At 58.9% G+C, this 23,616-nt stretch carries 23 protein-coding genes and 1 pseudogene; 17 read left to right on the top strand and 7 right to left on the bottom strand.

Annotation, left to right across the window (positions count from 1 at the left end; genetic code table 11):
• The first annotated feature begins 58 nt into the window (after positions 1–58).
• Complete coding sequence (gene acnA, locus ASC96_RS04265) at positions 59–2,677, top strand: aconitate hydratase AcnA (protein ID WP_060501717.1); 2,619 nt, start codon at positions 59–61, stop codon at positions 2,675–2,677.
• A gap of 594 nt (positions 2,678–3,271) precedes the next feature.
• On the opposite strand, the gene ASC96_RS04260 is transcribed toward acnA, so the two are convergent.
• Entirely contained in the window at positions 3,272–3,721 is a 450-nt protein-coding gene (locus ASC96_RS04260) for a PPC domain-containing DNA-binding protein (RefSeq protein ID WP_060501715.1), read from the bottom strand.
• Positions 3,722–3,843: 122 nt separating this feature from the next.
• On the opposite strand from ASC96_RS04260, the gene ASC96_RS04255 reads away from it, so the two are divergent.
• From ASC96_RS04255 to ASC96_RS04240, 4 genes are read left to right on the top strand one after another with little or no spacing between them, the layout of a single operon-like run.
• A complete protein-coding gene (locus ASC96_RS04255; RefSeq protein WP_060501713.1) occupies positions 3,844–4,365 on the top strand; it encodes a 2Fe-2S iron-sulfur cluster-binding protein in 522 nt (173 codons plus the stop codon).
• Complete coding sequence (locus ASC96_RS04250; RefSeq protein ID WP_060501711.1) at positions 4,362–5,378, top strand: xanthine dehydrogenase family protein subunit M; 1,017 nt, start codon at positions 4,362–4,364, stop codon at positions 5,376–5,378. Before ASC96_RS04255 ends, ASC96_RS04250 begins: the two co-directional genes overlap by 4 nt.
• 15 nt (positions 5,379–5,393) lie before the next feature.
• A complete protein-coding gene (locus ASC96_RS04245; RefSeq protein WP_060501709.1) occupies positions 5,394–7,646 on the top strand; it encodes a xanthine dehydrogenase family protein molybdopterin-binding subunit in 2,253 nt (750 codons plus the stop codon).
• Entirely contained in the window at positions 7,643–8,746 is a 1,104-nt protein-coding gene (locus ASC96_RS04240; protein ID WP_060501707.1) for a catalase family protein, read from the top strand. The genes ASC96_RS04245 and ASC96_RS04240 overlap by 4 nt, the downstream gene beginning before the upstream one ends.
• 290 nt (positions 8,747–9,036) lie before the next feature.
• On the opposite strand, the gene ASC96_RS32425 is transcribed toward ASC96_RS04240, so the two are convergent.
• Positions 9,037–9,213, bottom strand: a complete 177-nt coding sequence (locus ASC96_RS32425) for a hypothetical protein (RefSeq protein WP_156397364.1) — start codon at positions 9,211–9,213, stop codon at positions 9,037–9,039.
• Positions 9,214–9,245: 32 nt separating this feature from the next.
• Here ASC96_RS32425 and coxB point away from each other — a divergent pair, with 32 nt between their 5' ends.
• The 8 genes from coxB to ASC96_RS04200 all read left to right on the top strand — a co-directional run bounded on the left by coxB (position 9,246) and on the right by ASC96_RS04200 (position 17,817).
• Entirely contained in the window at positions 9,246–10,331 is a 1,086-nt protein-coding gene (gene coxB / locus ASC96_RS04235; RefSeq protein WP_082511931.1) for a cytochrome c oxidase subunit II, read from the top strand.
• Complete coding sequence (gene ctaD, locus ASC96_RS04230) at positions 10,328–12,838, top strand: cytochrome c oxidase subunit I (RefSeq protein WP_060501704.1); 2,511 nt, start codon at positions 10,328–10,330, stop codon at positions 12,836–12,838. The genes coxB and ctaD overlap by 4 nt, the downstream gene beginning before the upstream one ends.
• A complete protein-coding gene (locus tag ASC96_RS04225) occupies positions 12,838–13,218 on the top strand; it encodes a hypothetical protein (protein WP_060501701.1) in 381 nt (126 codons plus the stop codon). Before ctaD ends, ASC96_RS04225 begins: the two co-directional genes overlap by 1 nt.
• A complete protein-coding gene (locus ASC96_RS04220; protein ID WP_060501699.1) occupies positions 13,215–13,841 on the top strand; it encodes a cytochrome c oxidase assembly protein in 627 nt (208 codons plus the stop codon). The genes ASC96_RS04225 and ASC96_RS04220 overlap by 4 nt, the downstream gene beginning before the upstream one ends.
• The gene (locus ASC96_RS04215; protein ID WP_060501697.1) at positions 13,838–14,881 is read left to right on the top strand and encodes a c-type cytochrome; all 1,044 of its coding nucleotides are present in this window, start codon (positions 13,838–13,840) and stop codon (positions 14,879–14,881) included. The genes ASC96_RS04220 and ASC96_RS04215 overlap by 4 nt, the downstream gene beginning before the upstream one ends.
• A 71-nt stretch (positions 14,882–14,952) precedes the next feature.
• Complete coding sequence (locus ASC96_RS04210; RefSeq protein WP_244481853.1) at positions 14,953–15,384, top strand: DUF2231 domain-containing protein; 432 nt, start codon at positions 14,953–14,955, stop codon at positions 15,382–15,384.
• Complete coding sequence (locus ASC96_RS04205) at positions 15,381–16,889, top strand: sorbosone dehydrogenase family protein (RefSeq protein ID WP_060501696.1); 1,509 nt, start codon at positions 15,381–15,383, stop codon at positions 16,887–16,889. The genes ASC96_RS04210 and ASC96_RS04205 overlap by 4 nt, the downstream gene beginning before the upstream one ends.
• Before the next feature lie 241 nt (positions 16,890–17,130).
• A complete protein-coding gene (locus tag ASC96_RS04200) occupies positions 17,131–17,817 on the top strand; it encodes a YetF domain-containing protein (protein WP_060501694.1) in 687 nt (228 codons plus the stop codon).
• A gap of 290 nt (positions 17,818–18,107) precedes the next feature.
• Here the strand turns inward: ASC96_RS04200 and xth are convergent.
• Positions 18,108–18,884 (bottom strand): annotated as a pseudogene (xth, locus tag ASC96_RS04195) (exodeoxyribonuclease III).
• Between the two features lie 108 nt (positions 18,885–18,992).
• Entirely contained in the window at positions 18,993–19,970 is a 978-nt protein-coding gene (locus ASC96_RS04190) for a YihY/virulence factor BrkB family protein (RefSeq protein ID WP_060501692.1), read from the bottom strand.
• A gap of 278 nt (positions 19,971–20,248) precedes the next feature.
• Between ASC96_RS04190 and ASC96_RS04185 the strand changes: the two genes are divergently transcribed.
• Both ASC96_RS04185 and ASC96_RS04180 read left to right on the top strand, forming a co-directional pair.
• The gene (locus tag ASC96_RS04185) at positions 20,249–20,587 is read left to right on the top strand and encodes a hypothetical protein (protein ID WP_060501690.1); all 339 of its coding nucleotides are present in this window, start codon (positions 20,249–20,251) and stop codon (positions 20,585–20,587) included.
• A 105-nt stretch (positions 20,588–20,692) separates the two neighbouring features.
• The gene (locus tag ASC96_RS04180) at positions 20,693–21,196 is read left to right on the top strand and encodes a hypothetical protein (RefSeq protein WP_060501688.1); all 504 of its coding nucleotides are present in this window, start codon (positions 20,693–20,695) and stop codon (positions 21,194–21,196) included.
• A 46-nt stretch (positions 21,197–21,242) separates the two neighbouring features.
• On the opposite strand, the gene ASC96_RS04175 is transcribed toward ASC96_RS04180, so the two are convergent.
• Positions 21,243–21,749 (bottom strand): MgtC/SapB family protein, encoded by a 507-nt coding sequence (locus ASC96_RS04175; protein WP_060501686.1) that lies wholly within the window; start codon positions 21,747–21,749, stop codon positions 21,243–21,245.
• A 141-nt stretch (positions 21,750–21,890) separates the two neighbouring features.
• Complete coding sequence (locus ASC96_RS04170; RefSeq protein ID WP_060501685.1) at positions 21,891–22,337, bottom strand: PRC-barrel domain-containing protein; 447 nt, start codon at positions 22,335–22,337, stop codon at positions 21,891–21,893.
• Positions 22,338–22,500: 163 nt separating this feature from the next.
• Between ASC96_RS04170 and ASC96_RS33165 the strand changes: the two genes are divergently transcribed.
• Positions 22,501–22,767 (top strand): DUF982 domain-containing protein, encoded by a 267-nt coding sequence (locus tag ASC96_RS33165; RefSeq protein ID WP_060501682.1) that lies wholly within the window; start codon positions 22,501–22,503, stop codon positions 22,765–22,767.
• Positions 22,768–22,824: 57 nt separating this feature from the next.
• Entirely contained in the window at positions 22,825–23,031 is a 207-nt protein-coding gene (locus ASC96_RS04160) for a DUF982 domain-containing protein (RefSeq protein ID WP_162246317.1), read from the top strand.
• A gap of 246 nt (positions 23,032–23,277) precedes the next feature.
• Here ASC96_RS04160 and ASC96_RS04155 read toward each other — a convergent pair whose 3' ends face one another.
• Positions 23,278–23,520, bottom strand: a complete 243-nt coding sequence (locus ASC96_RS04155) for a hypothetical protein (protein WP_060501678.1) — start codon at positions 23,518–23,520, stop codon at positions 23,278–23,280.
• Positions 23,521–23,616 lie beyond the last annotated feature (96 nt).

The following is a 23,616-nucleotide window of genomic DNA, read 5'->3' as shown; positions in this document are numbered from 1 at the left end:
TGCGACTTCGTTCCTGACGATCCTCTTCCAAAACGGACATGCGATTGAGAGAGTTGGGATGACCATCATATCGAAACTCACGGTAAACGGGGTGGCGTACGACGTCATCGACCTGCCAGCGGAGGTTGGGCACCGGCTTCGGTCGCTCCCCTATATTCACCGCATCCTGTTGGAGAACGTTCTTCGAACAGCAGGCGAAGACGCTGCGAGAGCCAAGGCTGCGATCATTGACTGGCTTGCGACGGGTTCGAGTGAGTTGGAGATTCCTTTTCTTCCCAATCGCGTCATGATGCACGATACCACATGCGGTCCTGCATTGGTTGATATCGCCGGAATGCGGTCGGCGCTGGCAGAAGCGGGTTATGATCCCGCGCTTCTCAATCCCGTTGTCCCGGTGGACGTCTCGACGGACCACTCCCTGGCGGTCGATGCCTATGGCGGGTCTGCGTCGCTCGAACTCAACATGAAACGCGAGTTCGAGCGCAATGCCGAGCGGTATCGCTTCATGAAGTGGGCGACCAATACGCTCACCGGGTTTCGCGTACATCCGCCTGGTACCGGCATCATGCACACACTCAATCTCGAACGCCTCGCGACGGTCGTGTCGACCATCGCGAAGGACGGTCGCCATTGGGCCGCGCCCGACACGTTGATCGGTACGGACAGCCATACGCCGATGATCAACGGCATTGGCGTTCTCGCATGGGGCGTCGGCGGGCTGGAAGCGGAGAGCGTGTTCTTCGGCATGCCCGTGTCGCTCCGGGTGCCTGATGTGGTCGGCGTTCGCCTGACTGGACGTCTACGCGATGGGGTGCTTGCGACCGATCTTGCGCTGACTGTGACGCATATCCTTCGCAAGAGCGACCTTCAGGACAAGTATGTCGAATTCTTTGGGCCTGGCGTGTCGGAGCTGACGGCCGGCGACCGGTCGGTGGTCGCTAACATGACGCCCGAGTTTGGCGGTAATTCCGGCTACTTTGCGGTCGATGGCCGCACGATTGACTATCTCCGGACGACGGGACGAACGTCGGAGCAGGTCGATCTGGTCGAAGCCTACACAAAGCGCGTCGGGATTTGGTTCGATCCGGAGGAGACACCCCGCTACACGTATGTGGTCGAGATCGATCTATCGGCAATTGAGCCCAGCCTTGCCGGACCGACCCGTCCTCAGGACAGGATATCGGTGGGCGACACTGCTGCGGCGATCGCGTCGATGAAACGCGGAGCGGTGGTTGGCGCCGACACTTCCGAACCAAACGATGGTGCGGTCGCCATCGCGGCTATTACAAGCTGTACCAACACCTCCGATCCGCGACTCGTGATCGCGGCGGGTTTACTGGCGCGAAAGGCGCGGTCTTTTGGTCTTCATCCGGCGCTTTGGGTGAAGACGTCGCTCGCGCCGGGATCGCCCACAGCAGAGCGATACCTGCGGCGGTCGGGGCTATTGGAGGATCTTGAAGCGGTCGGATTCGGGATTGTCGGATACGGCTGTACAACCTGCATTGGCAATTCCGGACCATTGACCGAACCGATCGCCGTCGCAATGACGGAACGAGGAATACTCCCGGTCGCTGTTCTCTCGGGTAACCGAAACTTTCCGGGACGCGTACACCCGCAGCTTGAGGCCGGGTTCCTCGCATCGCCTCCCTTTGTCGTGGCCTTCGCGCTGGCAGGAACCGTCGAACTGAATATTCTGACGGACCCAATCGGTTGGTCGCCCGATGGGCAGGCGGTGACCCTGTCGATGCTGTGGCCAACGAGCGAGGAGATCGACGAAGCCGTTACACTTGCCTCCGATGCGGTGGACTTCAAACCAGCTTATGACGAAGCCGAGGCCAGCAAGGCTTGGCATGATGTCGAGGCGCCCGCGACAGCATTGTTTCCGTGGGACGAGACGTCGACCTACATCCGCAGGCCGCCGTTCGCAGGCTTCGGAAAAGGCAGCTTGCTCGGCACGTACGAGGCGCATCCGCTGATCGTTGTCGGTGACGACATCACGACGGACCATATTTCGCCAGCTGGAGCGATCCCGGCGCAAAGTGAAACGGGCCGGTATCTCGTCGAGCGAGGAGAAGTCCCAACAGACCTTAACGTTCACGCTTCGCGGCGGGGCAACTGGGAAGCGATGGTTCGCGGCTTATATACAAACCGAACTGTTCAAAATCTCCTGGGGAGCGATATTCCACCGGGATCGACAATTCATACGCCATCAGGCGAAGTCCTCCCACTCTGGTTGGCCGCCAATCGCTACGCCGAGAGCAAACAGTCCGTGGTGATTGTTGCTGGCGAACGCTACGGCATGGGTTCGTCGCGAGATTGGGCAGCGAAGGGAGCATCGCTTCTGGGAGCACGCGCGGTCCTTGCTGTAAGCTATGAGCGAATTCACCGTTCCAATCTTATCGGTATGGGCATTCTGCCAATGAGACTGCCGGAGGGTTTGGGACCAGATGAGCTCGCTATGAAGTCGGGTGACATCATTGAGATCCATGCCAAGGAAGACCTGATCTCGCCGCGTTGTCCAATCGGCATTGTCATTAAACGTTATGGGGGCGAGAACACCACATTTAAAGCTGTCGCGGCGATCGAGACGGCCGCTGAGCTCGACACGTTGAAGGCGGGTGGAATTCTGCCGCTAATGTTGAAGAACTTGGTCGAATCCCAACGCAGCGCGATCTAGGGATGGTATGGACCACATTCCCGCACAACACAAATGTCACCTAGCGTTCCGGACATAATCACTTCATTGGCAGACCGATCGCTTCGGAGCGCGATGCAGGTAGTCTGAACGGCTGCGATGGAGGCGCGGACGACGTTCGCGGCTCTGATGAAGCAGACAGCTTGCGACGACATCGCGAAGGACGTGATGGATTGCAAAGATGCGTCAGAGGGTAAAGTCGAGTGACCGATCGAAGAGGCAGTCCGCGCGGGCTGGGCAAAGGCGGAAATTGCAAACGCCCTGGTTGCGATTTTCTGGGCAAGGCGTTGCTGTCAGGGGGCGAACCAAACACCCAAACCCCGTATCCTGAGGCACCCATTTCGCCCTCCTATACCGCGAAGATCCGTCGTGATTTCGCATCGATCGCGACGCGACCGAAGTCCCCGCCCCAAAACCGTTCGCGGGGATGCAAAGACTTTGGTCTCTTTGCTTCTCCATAGCGGAGCCTTATCGGATCAATGCACCGATCGTGCTCGTCGAAAATGCACGGGATGCACAGACCCTGGGGCTCTCCGTCATTTTAGAGTTCGCGGCTTGAGCGCTGAGATAATACCCCTAGGCTTCTGCCGACAGATCGATCAGTGCAATACCCAGACTTTCGTCTTTCCTGCGGCGAAGATTGGCGGCTGTTTCCCGCACGATCACCTCCAATGTCGGCCGCACACAGCCCCTGATAAAGTGGCCGCCACGCGTACTGCCATCGGATAGCCCAAGAACCACGTGCAAATGCAAACTGGCCTTGCCGGCGTCGTCAACCGCGATGTCGCCGATCATGCTCAAGACTTCGGATTGCTCAGCGACTGGAATTTCACGGTGCGTCTTGGCCTCAAACTCGAAAAAGGCGACAGTTGCCTCACGAAACGCGCCGATCGCCGTCACGGAGGCAGCCGAAATTTCGTTCTTTTCCGCAAAGGCCACAATGCTGGTGAGCGCTTCATCGCCCTCGTCCAGTACGAGAATGTATGTCCTCCCGCCACCGGCGGAGGTCAGAATTTTCTCTTTCACGATGCTTCCTTTCTTCGACTGAAAGAAGTGAAAGAGCTGGGAGGAGCCAAGTGTGCCCTCCCGTCAGGAACAATGTGCATCTGCTGCCGTTACGCTTCCTTCACATGTGAAAGGAATTGTCCATGGCCGATGCGCGCTCCCCCGATCTTCCGGTCTGCAAGATCTCGCTTTCGATTAATGGCGAAAGACAGAAATTTACCCTCCACCCGTGGACAACGCTGCTCGACCTTCTGCGCGGTCCCCTTGAGCTCAGCGGCACAAAAAAGGGTTGCGATCATGGACAGTGTGGCGCCTGCACGGTTCTTGTCGATGGCGAGCGCATCAATTCCTGCCTGAAGCTCGCCGTATCTCTCGACGGCGCTGGCATCATCACCATCGAAGGCCTCGGCTCGCCAAACGGACTGCATCCGATGCAGGAAGCCTTTGTCGAACATGACGCCTATCAGTGCGGTTATTGCACTCCCGGGCAGATCTGTTCCGCCGTGGCCCTGGTCAAAGAAGGCCACGCCCGGTCCCGTGCCGAGATCCGCGAACTGATGAGCGGCAATCTCTGCCGCTGCGGCGCCTATACCAATATCGCCGATGCCATCGAGGAGGTCATGGACACGCAAAGAATCCGGCCCGTCAAGGAGGCTGCGGAATGAGACCCTTTTCTTTCAACCGCGCTGAAACCGTAAAGGAAGCCATTGCGGCGCTTGCACAAAACCCGGATGCAAAACTACTTGCCGGCGGCACCAATCTGATCGATCTGATGAAATACGATGTCACGCATCCGGGCATGATCATCGATATCAACAGCCTGCCCTTGAAGGAGATTACCGATCTTCCCGATGGGGCCTTGCGCATCGGAGCCCTCGCCAGCAACTCGGCTGTCGCGTACGACGAGCGCGTGAAAGCTCGCTTTCCGCTACTGTCCAGCGCCATCCTTGCCGGCGCGTCGCCGCAGCTTCGAAATGCAGCCACGACAGGTGGAAACCTGCTCCAGCGCACCCGCTGCTACTATTTCTACGACACTGCTGCGCCTTGCAACAAACGTGCTCCCGGATCGGGCTGTTCTGCAATCGGCGGTGTGAACCGCATCCACGCCATTCTCGGGGCTAACCCGGCTTGCATTGCTGTTCATCCTTCAGACATGTGTGTTGCGCTCGCTGCACTCGACACGGTGGTTGAGGTCGAAGGGCCGCAGGGCGCGCGAGAAATCGCCTTTCTTGATTTTCACCGGCTTGCAGGCGATGAGCCGCAACGGGACAACACCTTGCAGACCGGCGAAATGATTACTGGCCTGCGACTGCCCCCCAATCCTTTCGGCCAAAACCACACCTATCTGAAGATACGCGACCGCCTTTCCTATGCCTTCGCGCTCGTTTCCGTTGCCGCAGCCATCGAAATCGACAAGGGCCGCATCATCGACCTTCGTGTTGCGCTTGGCGGCGTAGCCCACAAGCCTTGGCGGGACACGCTTGCGGAGCGCGAATTCGCCGATCGAGCGATAGGCGAATCCACGTTCCGGGAAATCGCCGAGCGGCTACTGATCGACGCCAAGGGCCAAGGGCAGAATGATTTCAAGATATTGCTCGCCCGCAACGCGATCATCCGGGCGCTGCGCCAAGCTGCGGCGGGAACGCCGCAGGACCAGGCTGTAAAAGCAATACAATAACAGGGAGCCCAGACCATGCTCAATCCATCCAAAGTGGTCGGCGTGCCGACAGCCCGCATCGACGGCCCGTTGAAAGTCAGCGGCTGCGCGCCCTATGCTGCCGAGCACTATGAGCCATTTATGCTCTTCGGGTATGTCCTGCCGGCGACCATCGCCACGGGTCGAATTCTTGCGATCGATGCGACCGATGCCGAACGTTTTGCGGGCGTGATCAAGGTCTACACCCACGAAAACAGGCCTGATACGGCATGGCGCGACAGCAAATGGAAAGATGAGGTGGCCCTCCCCGGCCATCCTTTGCGCCCCTTGGAAAGCGACCGCATCCTCTTCGACGGTCAGCCGGTTGCCTTCGTGGTCGCCGAAACCTTCGAGGCGGCGCGCGATGCCGCGGCCCTTATCAAGATCCATTACGCGGCCGCTCGTCCGCACACGGATTTGCGCAGCGAGCTTCCCAACCGTTATGCGCCCCCGGTTCCGCGCATGAAGCAGCTCGTACCGCCGCCGCCGCGCGGTGACGCCGAAAAGGCATTTAAGGAAGCGCCGCATCGCATCTCGTCCGATTACGAGATGAGCGGTGAATATCACAACCCGATGGAGCTTTTCGCCACAACGGTTCTGTGGAAAAAGGACGGCGAACTGACAATCCACGACAAGACCCAAGGGTCGCAGAATTCGCACGAATATATCTGTCAGGTCTTTGGTCTCGATCCGGATAAAGTGGTCGTCAAGAATGCCTTCGTCGGTGGCGCCTTCGGGCAAGCACTCCGGCCAAAGCACCAGCTGTTTTTCGCGGTTATGGCCAGTCTCGATTTGAAGCGATCGATCAAGGCCGAGATGAGCCGTCGCGAGATGTTCTATCTGACCTGGCGCCCATCAAGCTTTCAGACCGTCTCTCTTGCAGCCGATGAGGAAGGGCGTCTGACGGCCGTCATGCACGACGCGGTTCATGCAACGTCGCGCTACGAGGATTATCAGGAGAACGTCGCCAACTGGTCGGCGCTCGCTTACAAATGCGACAACGTCAAGATCAGCTATGAGATAGCCAAGCTCGATGTATCGACGCCGGGAGACATGCGCGCACCTGGTGCAGCAACCGGGGTAACGGCGCTGGAAACAGCAATGGACGAGCTGGCCTACGTCTGCGGCATCGACCCGCTTGAGCTTCGTGTCAAAAACTTCGCTCACCGAGACCAGATGCAGGACAAGGAATTTACCTCGAAGGCTCTGCACGCCTGCTTCCGCGAGGGTGCAGCCCGCTTCGGCTGGTCGAAACGATCCCTCGAGCCCCGATCCATGCGTGAAGGACATGAGTTGATCGGCTGGGGCATGGCAAGCGGCATATGGGAGGCCACGATGTCGCCGGCCGAAGCCAGCGTCCGGCTTTCCGGCGATGGCAAGGTGACGGTATCGGCGGCAGCCTCAGATATTGGCACGGGGACTTATACGATCCTTGCCCAACTGAGCGCCGATACTTTCGATATTCCGCTGCGCGATGTAACAGTCCGGATTGCCGACTCTACCCTCCCGAAAACGGGAGTGCAGGGCGGCTCCTGGACGGCAGCCTCGACAGGTTCGGCGGTACAGGCAGCCTCCAAATCGGTGATTGCCACGTTGCTGAAACATGCGCAGAAACTGGAAACCTCTCCACTCGCGAAAGCTAAGGCAGAACATGTTGAAATCGCCGATGGCCGGCTGGTGCTGGAAGCGAACCATCAGATCGGCATGCCCGTTTCGGAGATCATGGAACGCGCGGGCCTTTCCGGCATCGAGGAACATGCCAAGGTGGGTCCCGACATGATGACCATGCGCAAGTTTGCTGCCTACACCCATTCGGCGGTCTTCGTGGAAGTCCGGGTCGACGATGAGCTGGGCGTGGTGCGGGTGACCCGGGTGGTCAGCGCCATTGCCGCCGGGCGCATCCTCAATCCGAAGACGGCACGCAGCCAGATCCTGGGTGGCGTCGTCATGGGCATCGGCTCTGCGCTACATGAGGAAGGCCTGGTCGATCACCGCACCGGCCGCATCATGAACCACAATATCGCCGAGTATCATGTTCCCGCCCATGCCGATATCGAGGATGTCGACGTGATCTTCGTGGATGAGGACGACGACAAGGCAAGCCCGATCGGCGTCAAGGGTCTTGGTGAGATTGGCATCGTCGGCGTCGCGGCCGCCGTTTCCAACGCCATCTTCCACGCGACGGGCAAACGCATCCGCAGCTTCCCGATCACGCTGGACAAAATTCTTACAGAACGGACAGAACAATGATCAGCAAAATGCCAGTCACACCTCTTCCCTTTTCGCCTGATGTCGAGGCTCTTCAGCCGGATGAACCTGAAACAGCGCGAGAACTGGCGACGACCATGTTGTCGATTGCGGAAAAGACCTATGCCGATAGCGGTCATGCCATGCGCTCGGTCCATGCCAAGAGCCACGGACTGATCGAAGCAAAAGTTGAAATCCTCAACGACCTGGCGCCGGAGCTGGCGCAGGGCGTATTTGCAACGCCCGGTACACAAGCGGCCATCATCCGTCTTTCAACGACACCCGGCGACCTTCGGCATGACAGCGTTTCGACGCCGCGTGGCATGGCGCTGAAGGTCATGAATGTCGATGGCGAGCGGCTGGCCGGTTCTGAAGACTCGACAAGCCAGGATTTCGTGATGGTGACCGGCAAGGAGTTCAATTCCCCGAGTAGAAAGGCCTTCCTGAAAAATCTCAAGTTGCTCGCCGCCACGACCGACCGCCTGGAAGGCACGAAGGAAGTTCTTGCCAGCATTCTGAAGAAGGTCGAAGGCACACTTGAAACGCTTGGCACCGAAAGCGCCTTGCTCAAGGCGCTCGGCGGCAATCCCCAGACGCATATTCTCGGCGATAGCTTCTTTACCCAACTGCCGCTACGCCACGGCCGCTACATCGCCAAATACGCTATCGTTCCTGCCTCAGACAATCTCAAGGTCCTGGCTGACCGCAAAGTTGATACGTCGCAAGACGCAGAGGTCATACGGCACGGCGTCCAGGCGTTTTTTGAAAGCGAAACAGCCGTGTGGCATCTGCGGGCGCAACTCTGCACTGACCTCGACAACATGCCGATCGAAGGTGTGGATGCCTGGGATGAGGCGAAGAGCCCATTCGTCACCGTCGCTCGCATCGTTGCAGGGCCGCAGCCCGCGTGGAATGAGGAACGTGCGGAAGCTGTCGATGATGGCATGCGCTTTAGCCCCTGGAACGGCGTTGCAGCGCACCAACCTCTGGGCTCCATTATGCGGCTCAGAAAGCTGGCCCACGAGAGATCGGCAGCATTTCGCTCTCAACGCAACCTTACGCCGGTGACGGAGCCGGTGAGCTGCCCGTTTGGACACGGCTGACCAGCGTCAGGATCGAAGACGCGCCACGCCGGCCCAAACTGAACTGCAAAATCAGCTCCTCAGGCGTCACTCCTCATGATCGACGTGGGCGCAGCCACGATTTTCCGCGGTGTACCGACAACGCATTCACCTTGCCGCCATCCGGCTGATGCGGGGCTTTGTATCGTGGGTGAGCCGAAAGCTTCTTCGATCAGCTTCAACACATGAGCAGTCGAGGATGTGTTCCTGATCTAGGCGGCGCGCACGCAAGGACCTTGGGCCGAGGAGATGCTTCTGGTTTGCGCTGGCAGTCAGAGGCTGCCGCTTCCTTCGAAGTAACCTGGGTACTGAACCTCCTCAGGATCAGGCTTGTTCGGCTCGGGTTTTTGCCGCTTGTCTTCCGCTGGCTCAGCTGCGTCGGCCGGTTTCGTATCGGACTTCGCTCCCATTTCGGCCAGCAAGGACCTTGCATAGTCTTCGATTGACATGATGTGCTCCTTCCTTTGGGAGGCGAACGATCATGGATCGCAATGGTTCCCGGCGAGCTGGGTTTTGTAAGGGACCTTGCCCTCGGCTTACGCCGCTCCATATCGGAAAGCTTAGAAGGTCGAACACAAGGGGGGCTCCGACAATCCTGCGATATCTCCTCCCCTTCACCGCACTCATTCTGGTAGGCTGCGGCGGACAACAATCCGCCCTCGATCCCGCCGGAGAAGAATCGGAAGCGGTCTATCGCCTCTTCATCGTGATGGTTATCGGCGGCGTTGCAATCTGGCTCGGCGTCTCGGCTCTCTACACATACGCGGCGCGGCATCGACAAACATCGTGGTCGCCGGCATGGGCCAGCGCCCTCATCGGTTGGGGCGGCGTCGCCTTTCCAGTGGTCGTGCTTCTCGCCCTGCTCGTCTACGCGGTCTGGCTGATGCCGGTCATTCGTCCATGGAATCCGCTCGCGGGTACGGATGGGGCGATCGAGGTGACTGGCGAGCAGTTCTGGTGGCGCATCCGATATCCTGGCGTCAACGGCAATCCAGGGTTCGAGACCGCCAACGAAATCCGCCTGCCCGTCGGGCAGCCGGCGACGTTTTCACTCGATGCGACAGACGTCATTCATTCCTTCTGGATCCCCGCACTCGGCGGCAAGATGGACATGATCCCCGGCAGAACCAATTTCCTGACACTGACACCGAAACGCACCGGCATCTTCCGCGCGCCCTGCGCCGAGTTCTGCGGTACGTCCCACGCCTACATGGCCTTTTCCGTCGTTGTCATGGAACAGGAGGACTTCGAAGTCTGGCGCCGCCGCCAGATTTCCGGCCACGAAAGATCCGCCGATCAAGGCTGGGAACTGATGCTACGGCACGGCTGTCTCGGGTGTCATTCTCTGCGCAGTGAGAAAATCGGCGGAGCAACCGCGCCTGACCTAACCCTGGTCGGCGCTCGCCACTCGATCGGCGCCGGCGCGCTTGCCAATACGGCGGAGAATATCGCCCGCTTCATCCGCTCGCCTGTCTCGGTCAAGCCCGGCGCAAAAATGCCGGCCTTCGACATGCTGCCTCAGCGCGAGATCGACGACATGGCCCGCTATCTCGGGGGGCTCAAATGACGAACGCGGCATCCTCGGAAAGAACAGCCCACGTGCAGGAGGAGGAGCTGCGCCGCGTCTGGGCCAATCCCACAGGATGGCGTTACTGGACTTCTGTCAACAACACCCAGATCGGCCTGTGGTATGGATCGGCCGCTTTCATCTTCATGCTTTTTGCGGGCGTACTTGCTCTTCTGGTCCGACTGCAACTCGCCGTGCCCGACAACGACTTCTTGTCCGCGGACATGTTCAATCAGGCCTTCACCCTGCATGGCACCGTCATGATGTTCCTGTTTGCCGTGCCGATCTTCGAGGCTGTGGCGATCTTCGTTTTGCCCTCGATGCTGGGGGCACGCGAATTGCCCTTCCCCAGGCTCTCCGCCTTCGGTTTCTGGAGTTTCGCGCTCGGGGGTGTCTTCGTCTGCGGATCGATCTTTTTCAACGCGGCCCCCAATTCCGGCTGGTTCATGTATCCGCCGCTTGCGACCGACAAGGAATATTCCGGCATCGGCGCCGATATCTGGCTGCTCGGCCTCTCCTTCATCGAGGTCGCCTCGATCGCTGCAGCAGTCGAAATCATCGTCGGTATTATGAAGTGCCGTGCGCCCGGCATGCGCATCAACATGATGCCATTGTTTGCCTGGTATCTGCTGATCGTCGGGGGCATGATCCTTTTTGCGTTTCCGCCGCTGATCGCCGGCGACATCCTGTTCGAAATGGAGAGGATGTTCGACTGGCCGTTCTTCGATGCGAAGCGCGGCGGTGATCCCCTGCTGTGGCAACATCTTTTCTGGATCTTTGGCCACCCGGAGGTCTACATCATCTTCTTACCCGCCATCGCCCTCATGGCGATGATCGTTCCGACCTTCGCCCAGCGTCCGATCATCGGCTATTCCTGGATCGTCCTTGCGGCGGTTGGCACCGGTTTCCTAAGCTTTGGTCTCTGGGTGCATCACATGTTCACCACTGGCCTGCCGCAGATCTCGCTCGCCTTTTTCTCGGCTGCGTCTGAAGCGGTCGCCATTCCCACGGGCGTACAAATTTTCGTTTTCATCGCCACCATGCTGGCTGGCCGGGTAATTTTTTCCTTGCCGATGCTGTTCGGCGCAGGTGGACTTGCGATCTTCGTCATCGGCGGGCTGACCGGCGTGATGGTGGCGCTCGCGCCCTTCGACTGGCAGGCGCATGACACATACTTCGTCGTCGCGCACCTGCACTACGTGCTCATTGGCGGCATGCTTTTTCCAGTCGTGGCGGGCATCTATTATTATTATCCCCTGATCAACGCGCGCAAACTTTCCGACAGACTGGGCAAGATTGCCTTTTGGCTCATGTTCATCGGCTTCAACGTCGCCTTCTTTCCAATGCACCTGACCGGCCTGCGCGGTATGCCGCGCCGGGTCTTCACTTATCCCGCCGAGGTCGACTGGGACCTATTGAACCTGATCTCCACCGTCGGCGCCTTCATTTTTGCCACCGGTGTCGCCCTCATCGTCATCGACATCCTGCGCCCCAAGCACCGCGAACCGAAGGGGAAGATGAACCCGTGGAATGCCGGAACGCTGGAATGGATCAGCGAGCCGGAGGAAAACTGGGGCGTCCGCTCCATCCCGATTATCAGGAGCCGCTACCCGCTCTGGGACCAGCCGGGACTGATCGACGACGTCAACAAGGGCCGCTTCTATCTTCCGGAGACGCAGGATGGCCGGCGCGAAACGCTTGTGACATCCGTGCTCGATGCCGAGCCAGTGCAATGCCTGCGCGTTGGCGGCACATCCTACCTCACGATAATCTCGGCGCTCTCGCTTGGAGGCGTCTTCATCGCGCTCACGTTTCACTGGTGGCTGCTGACAGTGCTGTGTGGAATCGTGACACTTGGCGCAATCTTGATATGGCTGTGGACGGGAACAAGCGAAATCCCCAAACGGAACGAGAGAGATATAGGGCTCGGTGTCACCTTGCCGCTTTATGTTTCCGGCCCGGCCTCCGTCGGCTGGTGGGCGATGTTCATCACCATGGCCGGGGATGGCACGGCCTTTGCCAGCCTGATGTTCGGCTATTTCTTCTACTGGACGATCCATCCGGATTTCACCGCAGGTCTGCCCGGCCCGGGTGCGGGCTGGCCGATCGTGGCGGTCGCGCTCTTCGCCGTTGCCTGGCTCGCCATGCTGCTTGCCCGTCATGCCAATGCGAACGATCGGGTGTGGATGGCGCGACTATCGCTTCTCGGTTCTGTCCCTATCACGCTTGCGGCCTGTCTCGCCGGGCTGGCCGGGCCCTACCTGCATGACATGCAGCCGACCGTCCATGTCTATCCCGCAATCGTCTGGGTCATTTCCCTGTGGACCGTTCTGCACGGCCTCGTCGCCATCATCATGCAACTTTACTGCCTGGCCGGGAGCTTTGCCGGGCGGCTGACGGCGAGCTACGATGCCGATCTGCGCAATGTCATGCTCTACTGGCACTTCCTCATGATCACGGCAATGATATCCTTTGGGGTGCTTGGCCTGTTTCCGGAGGTGCGGTGATGCGCCTGATCCCCAGGGAAGTAGAAACGCTGTGGACGCTGTTTACCGGGCCGGTCGTCTGGGCGCTGCATTTCCTGGCCTGTTATGCAGCAGCGGCAATTTATTGCGCGAAGGCATCAGAGGCTCCTTTCTCCTTTGACGGGCTTCGCCTGAGCCTGTTTGCCATAACGGTCGTGGCACTGGTCGCCATTCTCGCCGCAGCCTGGCTTTCGTGGCGGCAATGGGGCTTTGGCAGTGGTGATCCGCCCCATGACGCGCCCACACGCCACGACCGATTGCTGTTTCAGGGTTTTGCAACGCTGTTGCTCTCCGGCCTCAGTTTCATTGCGGTCATCTTCGTTTCGGTTCCGCTGCTGTTCATCGAGGTTTGCGCCCGATGAAAACAGCGCCTCTCACAGCAGGCATAACCGCCCTGTTGCTCGCCCTTGTGCTTCTTGCACTGAGCTGGAGCAGCGGCTCGCTGGTCGCCCACATGATCGTGCACATGACGACCGTTACCATAGCAGCGCCATTCCTGGCCGTGGCGATCAGGGCCACCCGGTTTGATCCGACCCCACATCTCGGTCGTTCCGGACCGATCCTCGCTTCGCTAATCGAGCTGGTGGTGGTCTGGGTTTGGCATGTGCCAGCCATGAGAAAACTGGCGGAAACCGGCGCTGATGCCATGATTGCGGAGCAGGCCAGTTTCCTCCTCGCCGGTATTCTGCTCTGGGCCGCGTGTTTCCGGCTGCAAGCTGAGGGGCCTCGGCGGCTCGCGGGCATTGTCGGTCTGCTGTTCACCTCGATCCATATGACATTGCTTGGCGTCCTTTTGACACTTGCGCCTCGCCCCCTCTATGGCGCAGGCGATGTCATTTGTCTGGGGATCATGCTCAGCCGGGAAGCCGATCAGCAACTCGGCGGCGTGATCATGCTGATGGTCGGCGCCGCCGCCTATCTGCTCGGAGCCGTCATCCTGCTTGCCGATATCCTGAAGCCCACATCCTCGGAGCACTGCCGATGATTTTGGATTGGAAGCGGATCACCGCCGCAATTCTGGCACTGGCCGCAGCCGGCATGCTCTTCGCATGGTCCGGCCTTCTCGATATTCGCGCCAGCACCGGGCATTGGCGGGTCACGGACTGGTTCCTGCACTGGGTCATGCGATCATCGGTACGCACTGCCTCGCTTGGAACGGAGCCTCCCGCCTTCACGCCGGCCATGTTGCCGCTTGCCGCCGGTCATTACGAGATCGGCTGCGCCGGCTGTCACGGCTCCCCCGCCATGCCGCGCCCGGCCGCGGCTGAAAACATGCTACCACCGCCACCAGACCTGAAAGACGTCGCCGGAAGCTGGAGCGATGCAGAGCTATTCGAGATTGTCCGGCATGGCGTACGCTATACCGGCATGCCCGCCTGGCCGGCAGTGGTGCGGGAAGATGAGGTCTGGGCGATGGTGGCCTTCGTGCGGGCCTACCCACAGATGAACACGACTACCTATCGCCGCCTTGCCGCCTTCTCCGCCACCCAGTCTCGAGACTTTGCACATCTCTTGAAAACCTGTGAGGGCTGTCATTCATCCGAACGGCTCGACCAGACCAGTCTTATCCCGCAGCTTACCGGTCAATCTGAAAGCTATCTTCGCGACAGCCTCACGGCATTTGTCTCACGAAAACGGCCAAGTGGGGTCATGCAGGCCGCGCTGTCGCAGACATCGGATGAGGACCGTCGAAACCTGGCTGCCTATTTTGCCCGCCACACCACGCCGGAACGGTCCGGACCATTTTCCGGGACAATCGATCGCGGCAGAACGCTTGCGGAAGTAGGAGATAAGACCCGGGGTATTGCCGCCTGTGGTGCCTGTCACGACAGAGCCGACATCAATCCCGCCTACCCCCGTCTTGCCGGGCAGCCCGCAGCCTATCTCGAAAACCAGCTCAGCCTCTTTAAAGCTGGAATCCGCGGCGGCGGTCCCTTCGCTGACGTCATGACAAAGGCGGTGGCGGGCCTGAGTGGCGAGGATATCCGGGCGCTCGCAGCCTATTACGGCGCCAGCCGGAATTAACGCATCCCCTTGGAACAAATCGGCTTCTCAACCGTATGGCTGGATCGGTTCCGAATGAGCGGGGGATATCCATGCAAAGCTCGCAGACATACTCCAGAGGCTATCCGCTTCAGCGATTGTTCGTTCCCATCCCCTTGGTCAGTTTCGCGCTGGCACTCGCGACCGATATCCTGTTCTGGCAAACGGTTAATCTCATGTGGCAGAACTTTTCCGCGTGGCTGCTGTTTGCGGGGCTGATCGGTGGGGCGATTGGGATCATCGCGGGCCTCATCGATCTCCTGCGTCCCTCGACCCGCCTGCTGCGGCCGCGCTTACCGGAGACACTCGGTTTTCTGGTTATTCTCGCGCTGGCCGTTCTCAACAGTCTCGTCCATGCCGGCGACGGTTGGACGGCCGTCGTGCCGAACGGTCTGGCGCTCTCGGCCGCAACGTTTCTCATCATCTTGCTGACGCTTGTCTTCGCGGCCCGATCGGAACGCGCTTTGAACTGGAGAATGCCATGACCCACCTTTCGCTCCGTTCATCGATCCTTCTCCTAGCCGCTTCGACAATGGCACTTTCTGCCTGCAACCAGGCTCCCGAGGCGTTCGATACCGCCCAGCAAATCGGTGCCGATCCCGTTCTTCCCGAGCCGTCTTCCGAGCTTTTACCGGATATGAAAGTGGCCGAGGTCATCGGCTGGAGGCAAGACGAGACGCCAACGGTACCAGCCGGTCTGAAAATTACAGCCTATGCGAAGGATTTCGCCAATCCGCGGGCGGTTCACACTTTGCCGAACGGCGACGTGCTAATCGTTCAATCTCGCGCGCCGCAGGGTGAAATTCAATCACGACCTAAGGATTTCATCCGCGGCTGGATCATGGCGATGGCCCATGGCGGTGGCGGTGAACAGAAGGAAAGCAACATTGTCACGCTGCTGCGCGATATCAATCGGGATGGTGCGGTCGATGAACGCTATGATCTGCTGAAAGCGCTCAACTCACCCTTCGGTCTCGCCTGGATCGATGACACGCTCTACATTGCAGCGAGCGACGCAATTCTTGCCTATCCTTACAAGCTTGGCGAAACCGCCATCACCGCCGCGCCGAAAGTGCTTGCCCCACTGCCGGGCGGCCCGATCAACCATCACTGGACCAAGGATCTTGCCTTGAGCCCGGACGGCCGATTTCTCTACGCGTCGGTCGGTTCGAACTCCAATATCGTCGAGAACGGCCTGGAGGCGGAAAAAGGCCGCGCCGCGATCTGGCAGGTGGATCGCCAGACGGGTGCTGCCCGCGTGTTTGCCTCAGGCCTGCGCAATCCGAACGGGCTTGCCTTCAACCCCGAAAGCGGGCAGCTTTGGGCGGTCATCAACGAGCGTGACGAGCTCGGGCCTAATCTCGTCCCTGACTATGCGACTTCGGTCAAGGAGGGCGGGTTTTATGGCTGGCCGTGGAGCTATTACGGAAATCATGTCGATGCCCGCGTTCACCCGCCGCGGCCCGACATGGTTGAGAAGGCAACCAAGCCAGACTATGCGCTCTCAAGCCATGTTGCCGCGCTGGGCCTCACCTTCTCCCTGAACTCCGCCCTGCCCGCGCCTTACGCCAACGGTGCTTTTGTCGGCGAACATGGCAGCTGGAACCGTCACGTCTTCAACGGCTACAGGGTCACTTTCATTCCCTTCGAAAACGGCAAACCGGCCGGCAAGACGCAAGATGTCGTCACCGGTTTCATCAAGGGTGATCAGGCCAGGGGTCGTCCCGTCGGCCTGGGTATAGACGGCACTGGCGCATTGCTTATCGCAGACGATGCCGGCAACACCGTCTGGCGGGTTACAGCTGCAGATGGCGCGGTGACGCCTCAACCCGTCGGGACCGATCAAATGGCCGGCGCTGGCACGATGACACAAGGCCCCGCAAACGGAGATACCACTTCGTCTTCGACACCATCAGATGACGGGCGACAGGCTGCACCTTTGCCGCAACCGGCTCAAACAGAAATCGCGCCCGCTGCAGAGCCGAATTAGCTGCGTATCGGAAGATCGAACGCGCGTGGCTGTGACTTCCCGGTCGGCGTTCCAGACGTCGTGTCAGGGTAGGAGGACGAATCGTGCCATTCCCACCAGGCAAAAGCAGAGAGCTGCTACCCCACAAATACGCTACCGTGATCGCACAGCACCCGATCCTGCGACCTCACGCACATAACTAACAGAGCAGAAGGAACACATATAGACTTTGAACGTTTCGCCTCCACCATTGGGGGAAGACATGGAAGAAGCGATTCAGGCGTTTGATTGGAACCGGATGCTGGTGGGCGACGCTCCGCTCGAGTTCTTATTTGAAATCGCATTTCGAACCATCATTATCTACGTTTACTGCCTTGCCCTTCTGCGCTGGCTGGGCAGTCGTACGATCGGTCAACTTTCAACTATTGAATTCCTGCTGGTTATCGCATTGGGATCGGCGGTGGGCGACTCGATGTTTTACCCGGACGTCCCGCTTCTTCACGCATTGCTTGTCATCACGATGGTGGTCTTGGCGAATAAAGCGCTGGATCTGTTCATCGCGAAGAGCGCGCGGGCCGAAATTGTGATCGATGGCGTGCCAGAGGAGGCCATCCGTGATGGTGTGGTTTGCAAGGCGTTTATCGCGAGCACGACGTTTAGTCAAAGCGAGCTTTTCCAGCAGCTACGCAGGCAGGGCGTAGAAAACCTCGGTGAGGTCGCCCGCGCCTATGTCGAAACCAATGGCGGTTTAAGCATCTTCTTGGCAAAGAATCCCAAACCGGGACTACCCATCGTTCCGCCTTGGGAAATTGATCCGCCGAAATTTGTTAAACGGGGCACGACCCTTGAAGGGTCTGTTGGGTGTAAGCAGTGTGGAATGGTGACGGAGGTTCCCACCGATTGTTGCTCTCACTGTGGCTACGACGTCTGGGTTGAGATCAACAAGTAAACGTTAGGGACAGCAGGAGATTGGCAGTCGTCCTCGATAGCAATCCGGGGATGGACACGCTCCGCCGCACCATTCTTCAACGGCCTGACCATACCATCTCGCGATGCCGTTGGATCCGCCATCTTCCACGCGACCCTCCTGCCGATCCTGAAGTCCACTCCCCTCACCTTTAGAAGCTAAGTTTCGGTTGGCAAACTCCTTCGTCCATTGCGGGCAAAGCCGATGCCAAGACTGGCCGATATGCTTGCGCAAATCCTGGGCCATATCTGTCTGCACTTTTGCGGACGATCCTAACCGTCTTCGAGGTCGATCCACGCGGGCGCATGGTCGCTCGTGTGCGCCCAGCCGCGAACATGCTTGTCGGTGCCTGCAGCACTCAGTCTTTTCGCCACATCGGGGCTGATAAGAAAATGATCGAGCCGAAGACCGGCATTGCGCCCATAGGCGTTACGGAAATAGTCCCAGAACGTGTAGATCCGTTCTGAAGGATGAAGGTGGCGCAACGCATCAGTCCAGCCCATTGCACCGAGTTTGTGAAAGGCTTGGCGCACCTCGACCCTGAAGAGGGCGTCGTCTCGCCAGCGCTCCGGCTTATAGACTTCCAGGTCCGTCGGGATGATGTTATAATCCCCTGCAAGGATGACAGGTACATCCAGTGCGAACAGTTCGCCGGCATAACGGCTCAACCGGTCAAGCCAGCCAAGCTTGTAGTCGAACTTCGGGCCTGGCGCCGGATTGCCTTCGGCGCATAGATGCACCCGATCGCCATACGGCTTATCGCCGCCTCAATGTAGCGGCTTTGCGCGTCATCGGCGCCGCCGGGAAGTCCCTACCGGGTCAAAAGCGGCTCCCTGTCCTTGCACAGGATGGCGACGCCATTCCATGATTTTTGCCCCTGCCAGACCGCTCCATACCCGGCTCTTTCAAGCTCTTTTGCGGGGAATTTTTCATCGGGTGCTTTCAGCGCCTGCAGACAAGAGACATCCGGTGCCGCCTCCTCAAGCCAGCGCAGGAGGACGTCGAGACGGCCGGTTGACGCCGTTCACATTGTACGTGGCGATCTTCAACACGGCCCCGATGTCTTGGGATGAATGATCCTGACTGAAAACCCGCAACGGTCCGCAATGTTCCCGCCGTGCCGTTTCTCCAAGAGCCCGAACAGGTAGCCGGTGCCATCAATCCAGAGAAGCGCCGACAGTATCGGCGACATATGCACCCCGGCTTCCCATCGGCATTGGGGGGCCAGTCGTCGTATCGCGGGCGGTCTGGTGCTCGAGTTCCGCATTCAATTCGGCCCCGACAATGACGATGATTACGGAAATCCACGCCCAGATCATGAAGCCGATCAGCGCGCCGAGCGCGCCATAGGTTGCGTCATAGTTGGCGAATGTCGTCAGATAATAGGAGAAGAGGATCGAAGCCAGGAGCCAGAGGAGCGTGCTGAACACGGCTCCCCACGTTAGCCAACGGGCCTTTGCAGGCTCGCGGCTTGGCCCGAAATGATAGACCAATGCAACGGCACCGGCGATGACGACAAGGACGACCGGCCAGCGAAGAACGCTGATCAGAGTTTCCTGCCAGCGATCGAGCCAGACATACGAAAGTGCGGCGGGAACCCCGCCCAGCGCCGCGATAAAGAAAGCGGCGAGCACCAGGCCGATCCCCGTAAAGGCAAGCGAGATCAGGTTGAGGCGAACGATACCGCGCTTTTCCACTTCGCCGTAGGCGATGTTCATCGCGTCGAACAATGCCTTGATTGCACTGTTGGCGCTCCAGATGGCGATCGCCAGGCCGGCAAGGAAACTTACGCTCAATGTGGACGTTTTGGCTTGAACGAGAATGTTGAGCTGCGTGAGGATGATGTCGAAGGCCCCGGGAGGCAGGATGTCAGCAACGAAGGTGATATGCTTGGCCATCGTGCCGGGATCGGCGATGAAGCCATAAAGCGACACCAGGGCGCCAAGTGCGGGGAAAAGAGACAGCAAGATGTAAAACGTCACTCCGGCGGCAATAAGGGTTACACGGTCTTCCAAGACTTCAGTGGATACGCGCCAGAAAACATCCCGAAGTCCCCTCGCCGGAATTTCATTGGGGGTTTCGGCATCGCGGCCACGGCCAGGTTTGTTCTTTTCGACGTCCGACGCTGATGGCATAATCCCGGTTTACTCCATGCTCTGTCCTATTCCCTTATTCCAGATAGCGCGGCTCGCAATGATGGCTATCTGTTGGGAGCGGGTAATTTCTGAAAATCTCCACGCCCTTGGCCATGGGATGTTGGCGACCTTAGCGGGCCCCTGGGAACAAACGTCGGCATGGGACCTGCCCAAATTGTTCTGTTGCCCGTATCGACGAGGGAACAGTGTGGCGCCGGATGCGTTTGGTGCCGCGGACCTGCCCCGCCGGTACTCTTTTGGCAGCGAAGGGAAACCCAATGGCATTCAAGCGATACCTGGGGGCAGCGATGTCGTCTCTTTTGTTGACCGGTCCAGCGCCGGCTCAGACCGTTGAAGGTCCGGCAGTGACCGCTTGCAGGTCGACCGGTCTTGTCGCCCTGCAAGCACAGTCATCAGAGATTACCGGCCTGGTTTTCGACGCCGAAAGTATTGCAATCAGCGCAGCTGACACCAAGGTCGAGGACGTTGCTGTCAAAACGGTCATTCTGGGGGAAGCCTATATCGAGCGGAAGGGCGCTGCCGGAAAGGCCGATCGTTTCGTCTGCCTCGTCGGGGAAAAGGGAAAAGTGCTCCTGACGTTCTTCACGGCCAAATAGCTTGTCCGGTGACGTCCCCCACGAACGCACGGGAACCGGGCGGCTGGCGGCGCGTTGTGGGCAAGAGCTGTTTGGAGATGGCTTCCAAGGCCCGGAGGCGACCAAATGAAACTTTCCGCGATCATTGCCTTCGGGCTGGCGCTATTCCTCACTTTCGATTCCGCTCTGGCCGACGAAACAGGATTTCTGAAGTCGATCAGTGGGAACTGGTCCGGCAATGGCTTGGTGACGACCGCAATCGGCTCACGGCCGCTCAACGTCAAATGCACGTTCGACAGCAGGGCGCGTGGCACGTCTCTTGCCATGTCTGGTCAGTGCCGTGGATTGGTGGTGGCCAGGCGGGCCGTCTCCGCCGACATCAAGGCCAGCGGCACGAGATACAGTGGCACCTATGTCGGACCGTCGGGCCGGCCATCCCAATTGACGGGCTCGCGCAACGGCAACGCAATCAACTTCACCGTGCGTTGGAGCCGGGTGATCAATGGCGACCGAACGGCGCACATGACCATCGAAAAGATCGGCGCCAGGGGCCTAAGATTGAAAACGATCGACAAGGACCCAAAGACCGGCCGCCCAATCGTCACAAGCGATATCCGGCTGTCGCGGTAGGTCTATCGGGAGAGCCACGCCACGGACGACCGAAGACAGGAAACGATCAGACGGGATCGGAATTCCTTGTTTTGGTGGCATCGCCAGGACTTGATGCAGGTTGGCCAGCCGCGTCGTCCGATGGTTTGAAACTCGCCGTCATCCGCAACGTCAGGAAAGTCATGATCGACAGGACGAGCGCGATATCGTAGGCGCCCAATCCAACAGCTGTTCCAATTGCGCCCGTAGCCCAAAGACTGGCAGCCGTCGCGGTTCCCCGGACACTTTTGCTCACCACCAGGATCGCACCACCGCCGATGAAGCCCATGCCCGTGATCAATCCTTCGACGATACGGGCGGTCGCCTCAGGATTGCCTGCCGTCAGGTTTTCCGTCGCCTGGATGAAGCCGCAGCTGGCGATCGCAACGAGAGGGAAGGTACGCAAACCGGCGCTCCGTTCGCTCTTTTCGCGATCCCATCCGATCGGCAGCGCGAGGAGATAGGCAACAACGAGCGCACCGAGATGCGGCAGCACGTTGAATGACTGGCCGATGGCAGAAATCTGGTCGATCATTGGCTATTCCATCGATGGATGCACGTGTCCGGCTTGCACATGAAACGGGCTTGCCGGGCGGTGCGGATCGCTGCAGGGAAAACGAGGCCAGAAAAGCAGGCTGGGGCGAGCCCGAAAGCGCGCCCCAACCAGCCACGATCGTTACTTCTTCAATTTCGAATAATCGAGCTTGGGGGCATTCGAGAGATCGTCCTTCGTGGTGTCGACAAAGGCTTTCCAGGTTCCCTCGACTTCGGCAAGGGCAACGGATGCCGGATCGAGGACCACATAGCTCTCGCCGATGCTGAGGAAGCCACCGACACTGGCAACGATACCGATGACCGACTTTCCGTCGCCGATAACGACATCTGAGATCTCACCAATCGTCTCATTCTGCTTGTTGTAGATGTCGATGCCGATCAAACGCGAGGTCATCAGGTCGGTATCCTGAATGTTCACGTACTTGAGCGGAATGGTGGCGGCAGTGCCCATCGTTATGCCAGGGCCCGTGAGCGCGGCGTCAGCTCCGGATGCTGCGGCAGTCTGCGCGACAGCGGCGCCTGCGAGGAGAGAAAAAACAAGGCCGGCAGCGATCGGACGAAGATTCATAAAAAAACTCCTGAAAGTGAATGGGGCCGGCAGCAGAGGAACCAACTGTCCGGCGGCTCTAAACACACAGCAGGCCGATTGGTTCCCAGTTATCTCGACGCAGAACGACGGAACAAACATTAGCATTTTGAGTTATTCGAGCAGCTCTGGGAGGAGCCCCGAAATGATTATCGAAACAGAAATGAACTGCAGCAACATCAGCTGGGCGGAGCCCGTGCGGGTCCGTATCGGACATGGCGTCTCCATCGACATAGGCGGCCCGCAATCGGCTTTGAACACCATGACGCAACGATGGCCGAAGGAACGCGGCGAACACTTCGAGCGCGCACGAAAGCTCTGCATGGCAACACTTGGTAGGCGGATCTCAGCCGCGGCAATTCGCGACGACTTCATTGCGGCATGCGTGGAAGCCGACATCCTCGTTACATAGCCAATGACAGAGATCATTCGCATCAATCTTCGAACAAGATGGGAGGATCCCGTACGGGTGATCGCAGCCGATGAGCGGATAGACACCATCGTTGGTCCTGGAGATGCGCTGGCTTTTCTCGTGACGCGCTGGAGAGGGCTTAAAGGGCCGTCCTACAAGATAGCCCGCAAATCCTGCCAGGACGCTCTGCGCGGGCATGTCGGAACGGCACTATCCCGTGCGCATTTCATCACGGCTTGCCTCGATGCGGACATCCTCGAATGAGGCACAGCGGTATCCGGCTGACGGACGCGGCAGCAGGCTTCGATCACGCATTGTTATACAAGCGAACAATTCGGCCAACAATGTGCATTGAAAGACCCCCAAAAAATCTGTTGGTATATAAGCGCTGACGAAAATGCATTGTCTAATGCAGTTTATATTTGAGGTGTGCATAATTTAACCGGATTTGCGCCGCCATCTGGAAACGGATGGCGGTTTTTTTGAGAAATTCGCTCTCAGATTTCTCATTTATGATGAGGCACAGTTGAGTCCCGTCGTTTCCGTGTCGATGATTACCCCTTTCAGGCCAAATTGCGGGCGACGGTGCCTGAGTTTGGTCACAACACGATAGCGGCCGGTGTCGATCAGATGCTGCACTATCTCAGCCTCGTTGATTACTGCGTAAGTGGCTTTCTTCGGTTTGGGATCGCGATCCGGTGCCGCCGGGATATCATCCGGTTCATTCGAAAACATGTCGATCTGTGCTGCCATGGCTCCTGTCTACCGCGGCATCGCCTTTACTTGATAGCCGCTGCTACCACATGAACGCGTTTTCGCGCCCGCATTGATAGTCCGGCTCCGCCAGAA

Origin of the sequence: Rhizobium sp. Root1204 (genome assembly GCF_001424965.1) — a bacterium.
Taxonomy (GTDB): Bacteria; Pseudomonadota; Alphaproteobacteria; order Rhizobiales; family Rhizobiaceae; genus Pararhizobium.
The sequence above is the reverse complement of the archived record's forward strand: the minus strand, read 5'-3'. Positions and strand labels throughout refer to the sequence as shown.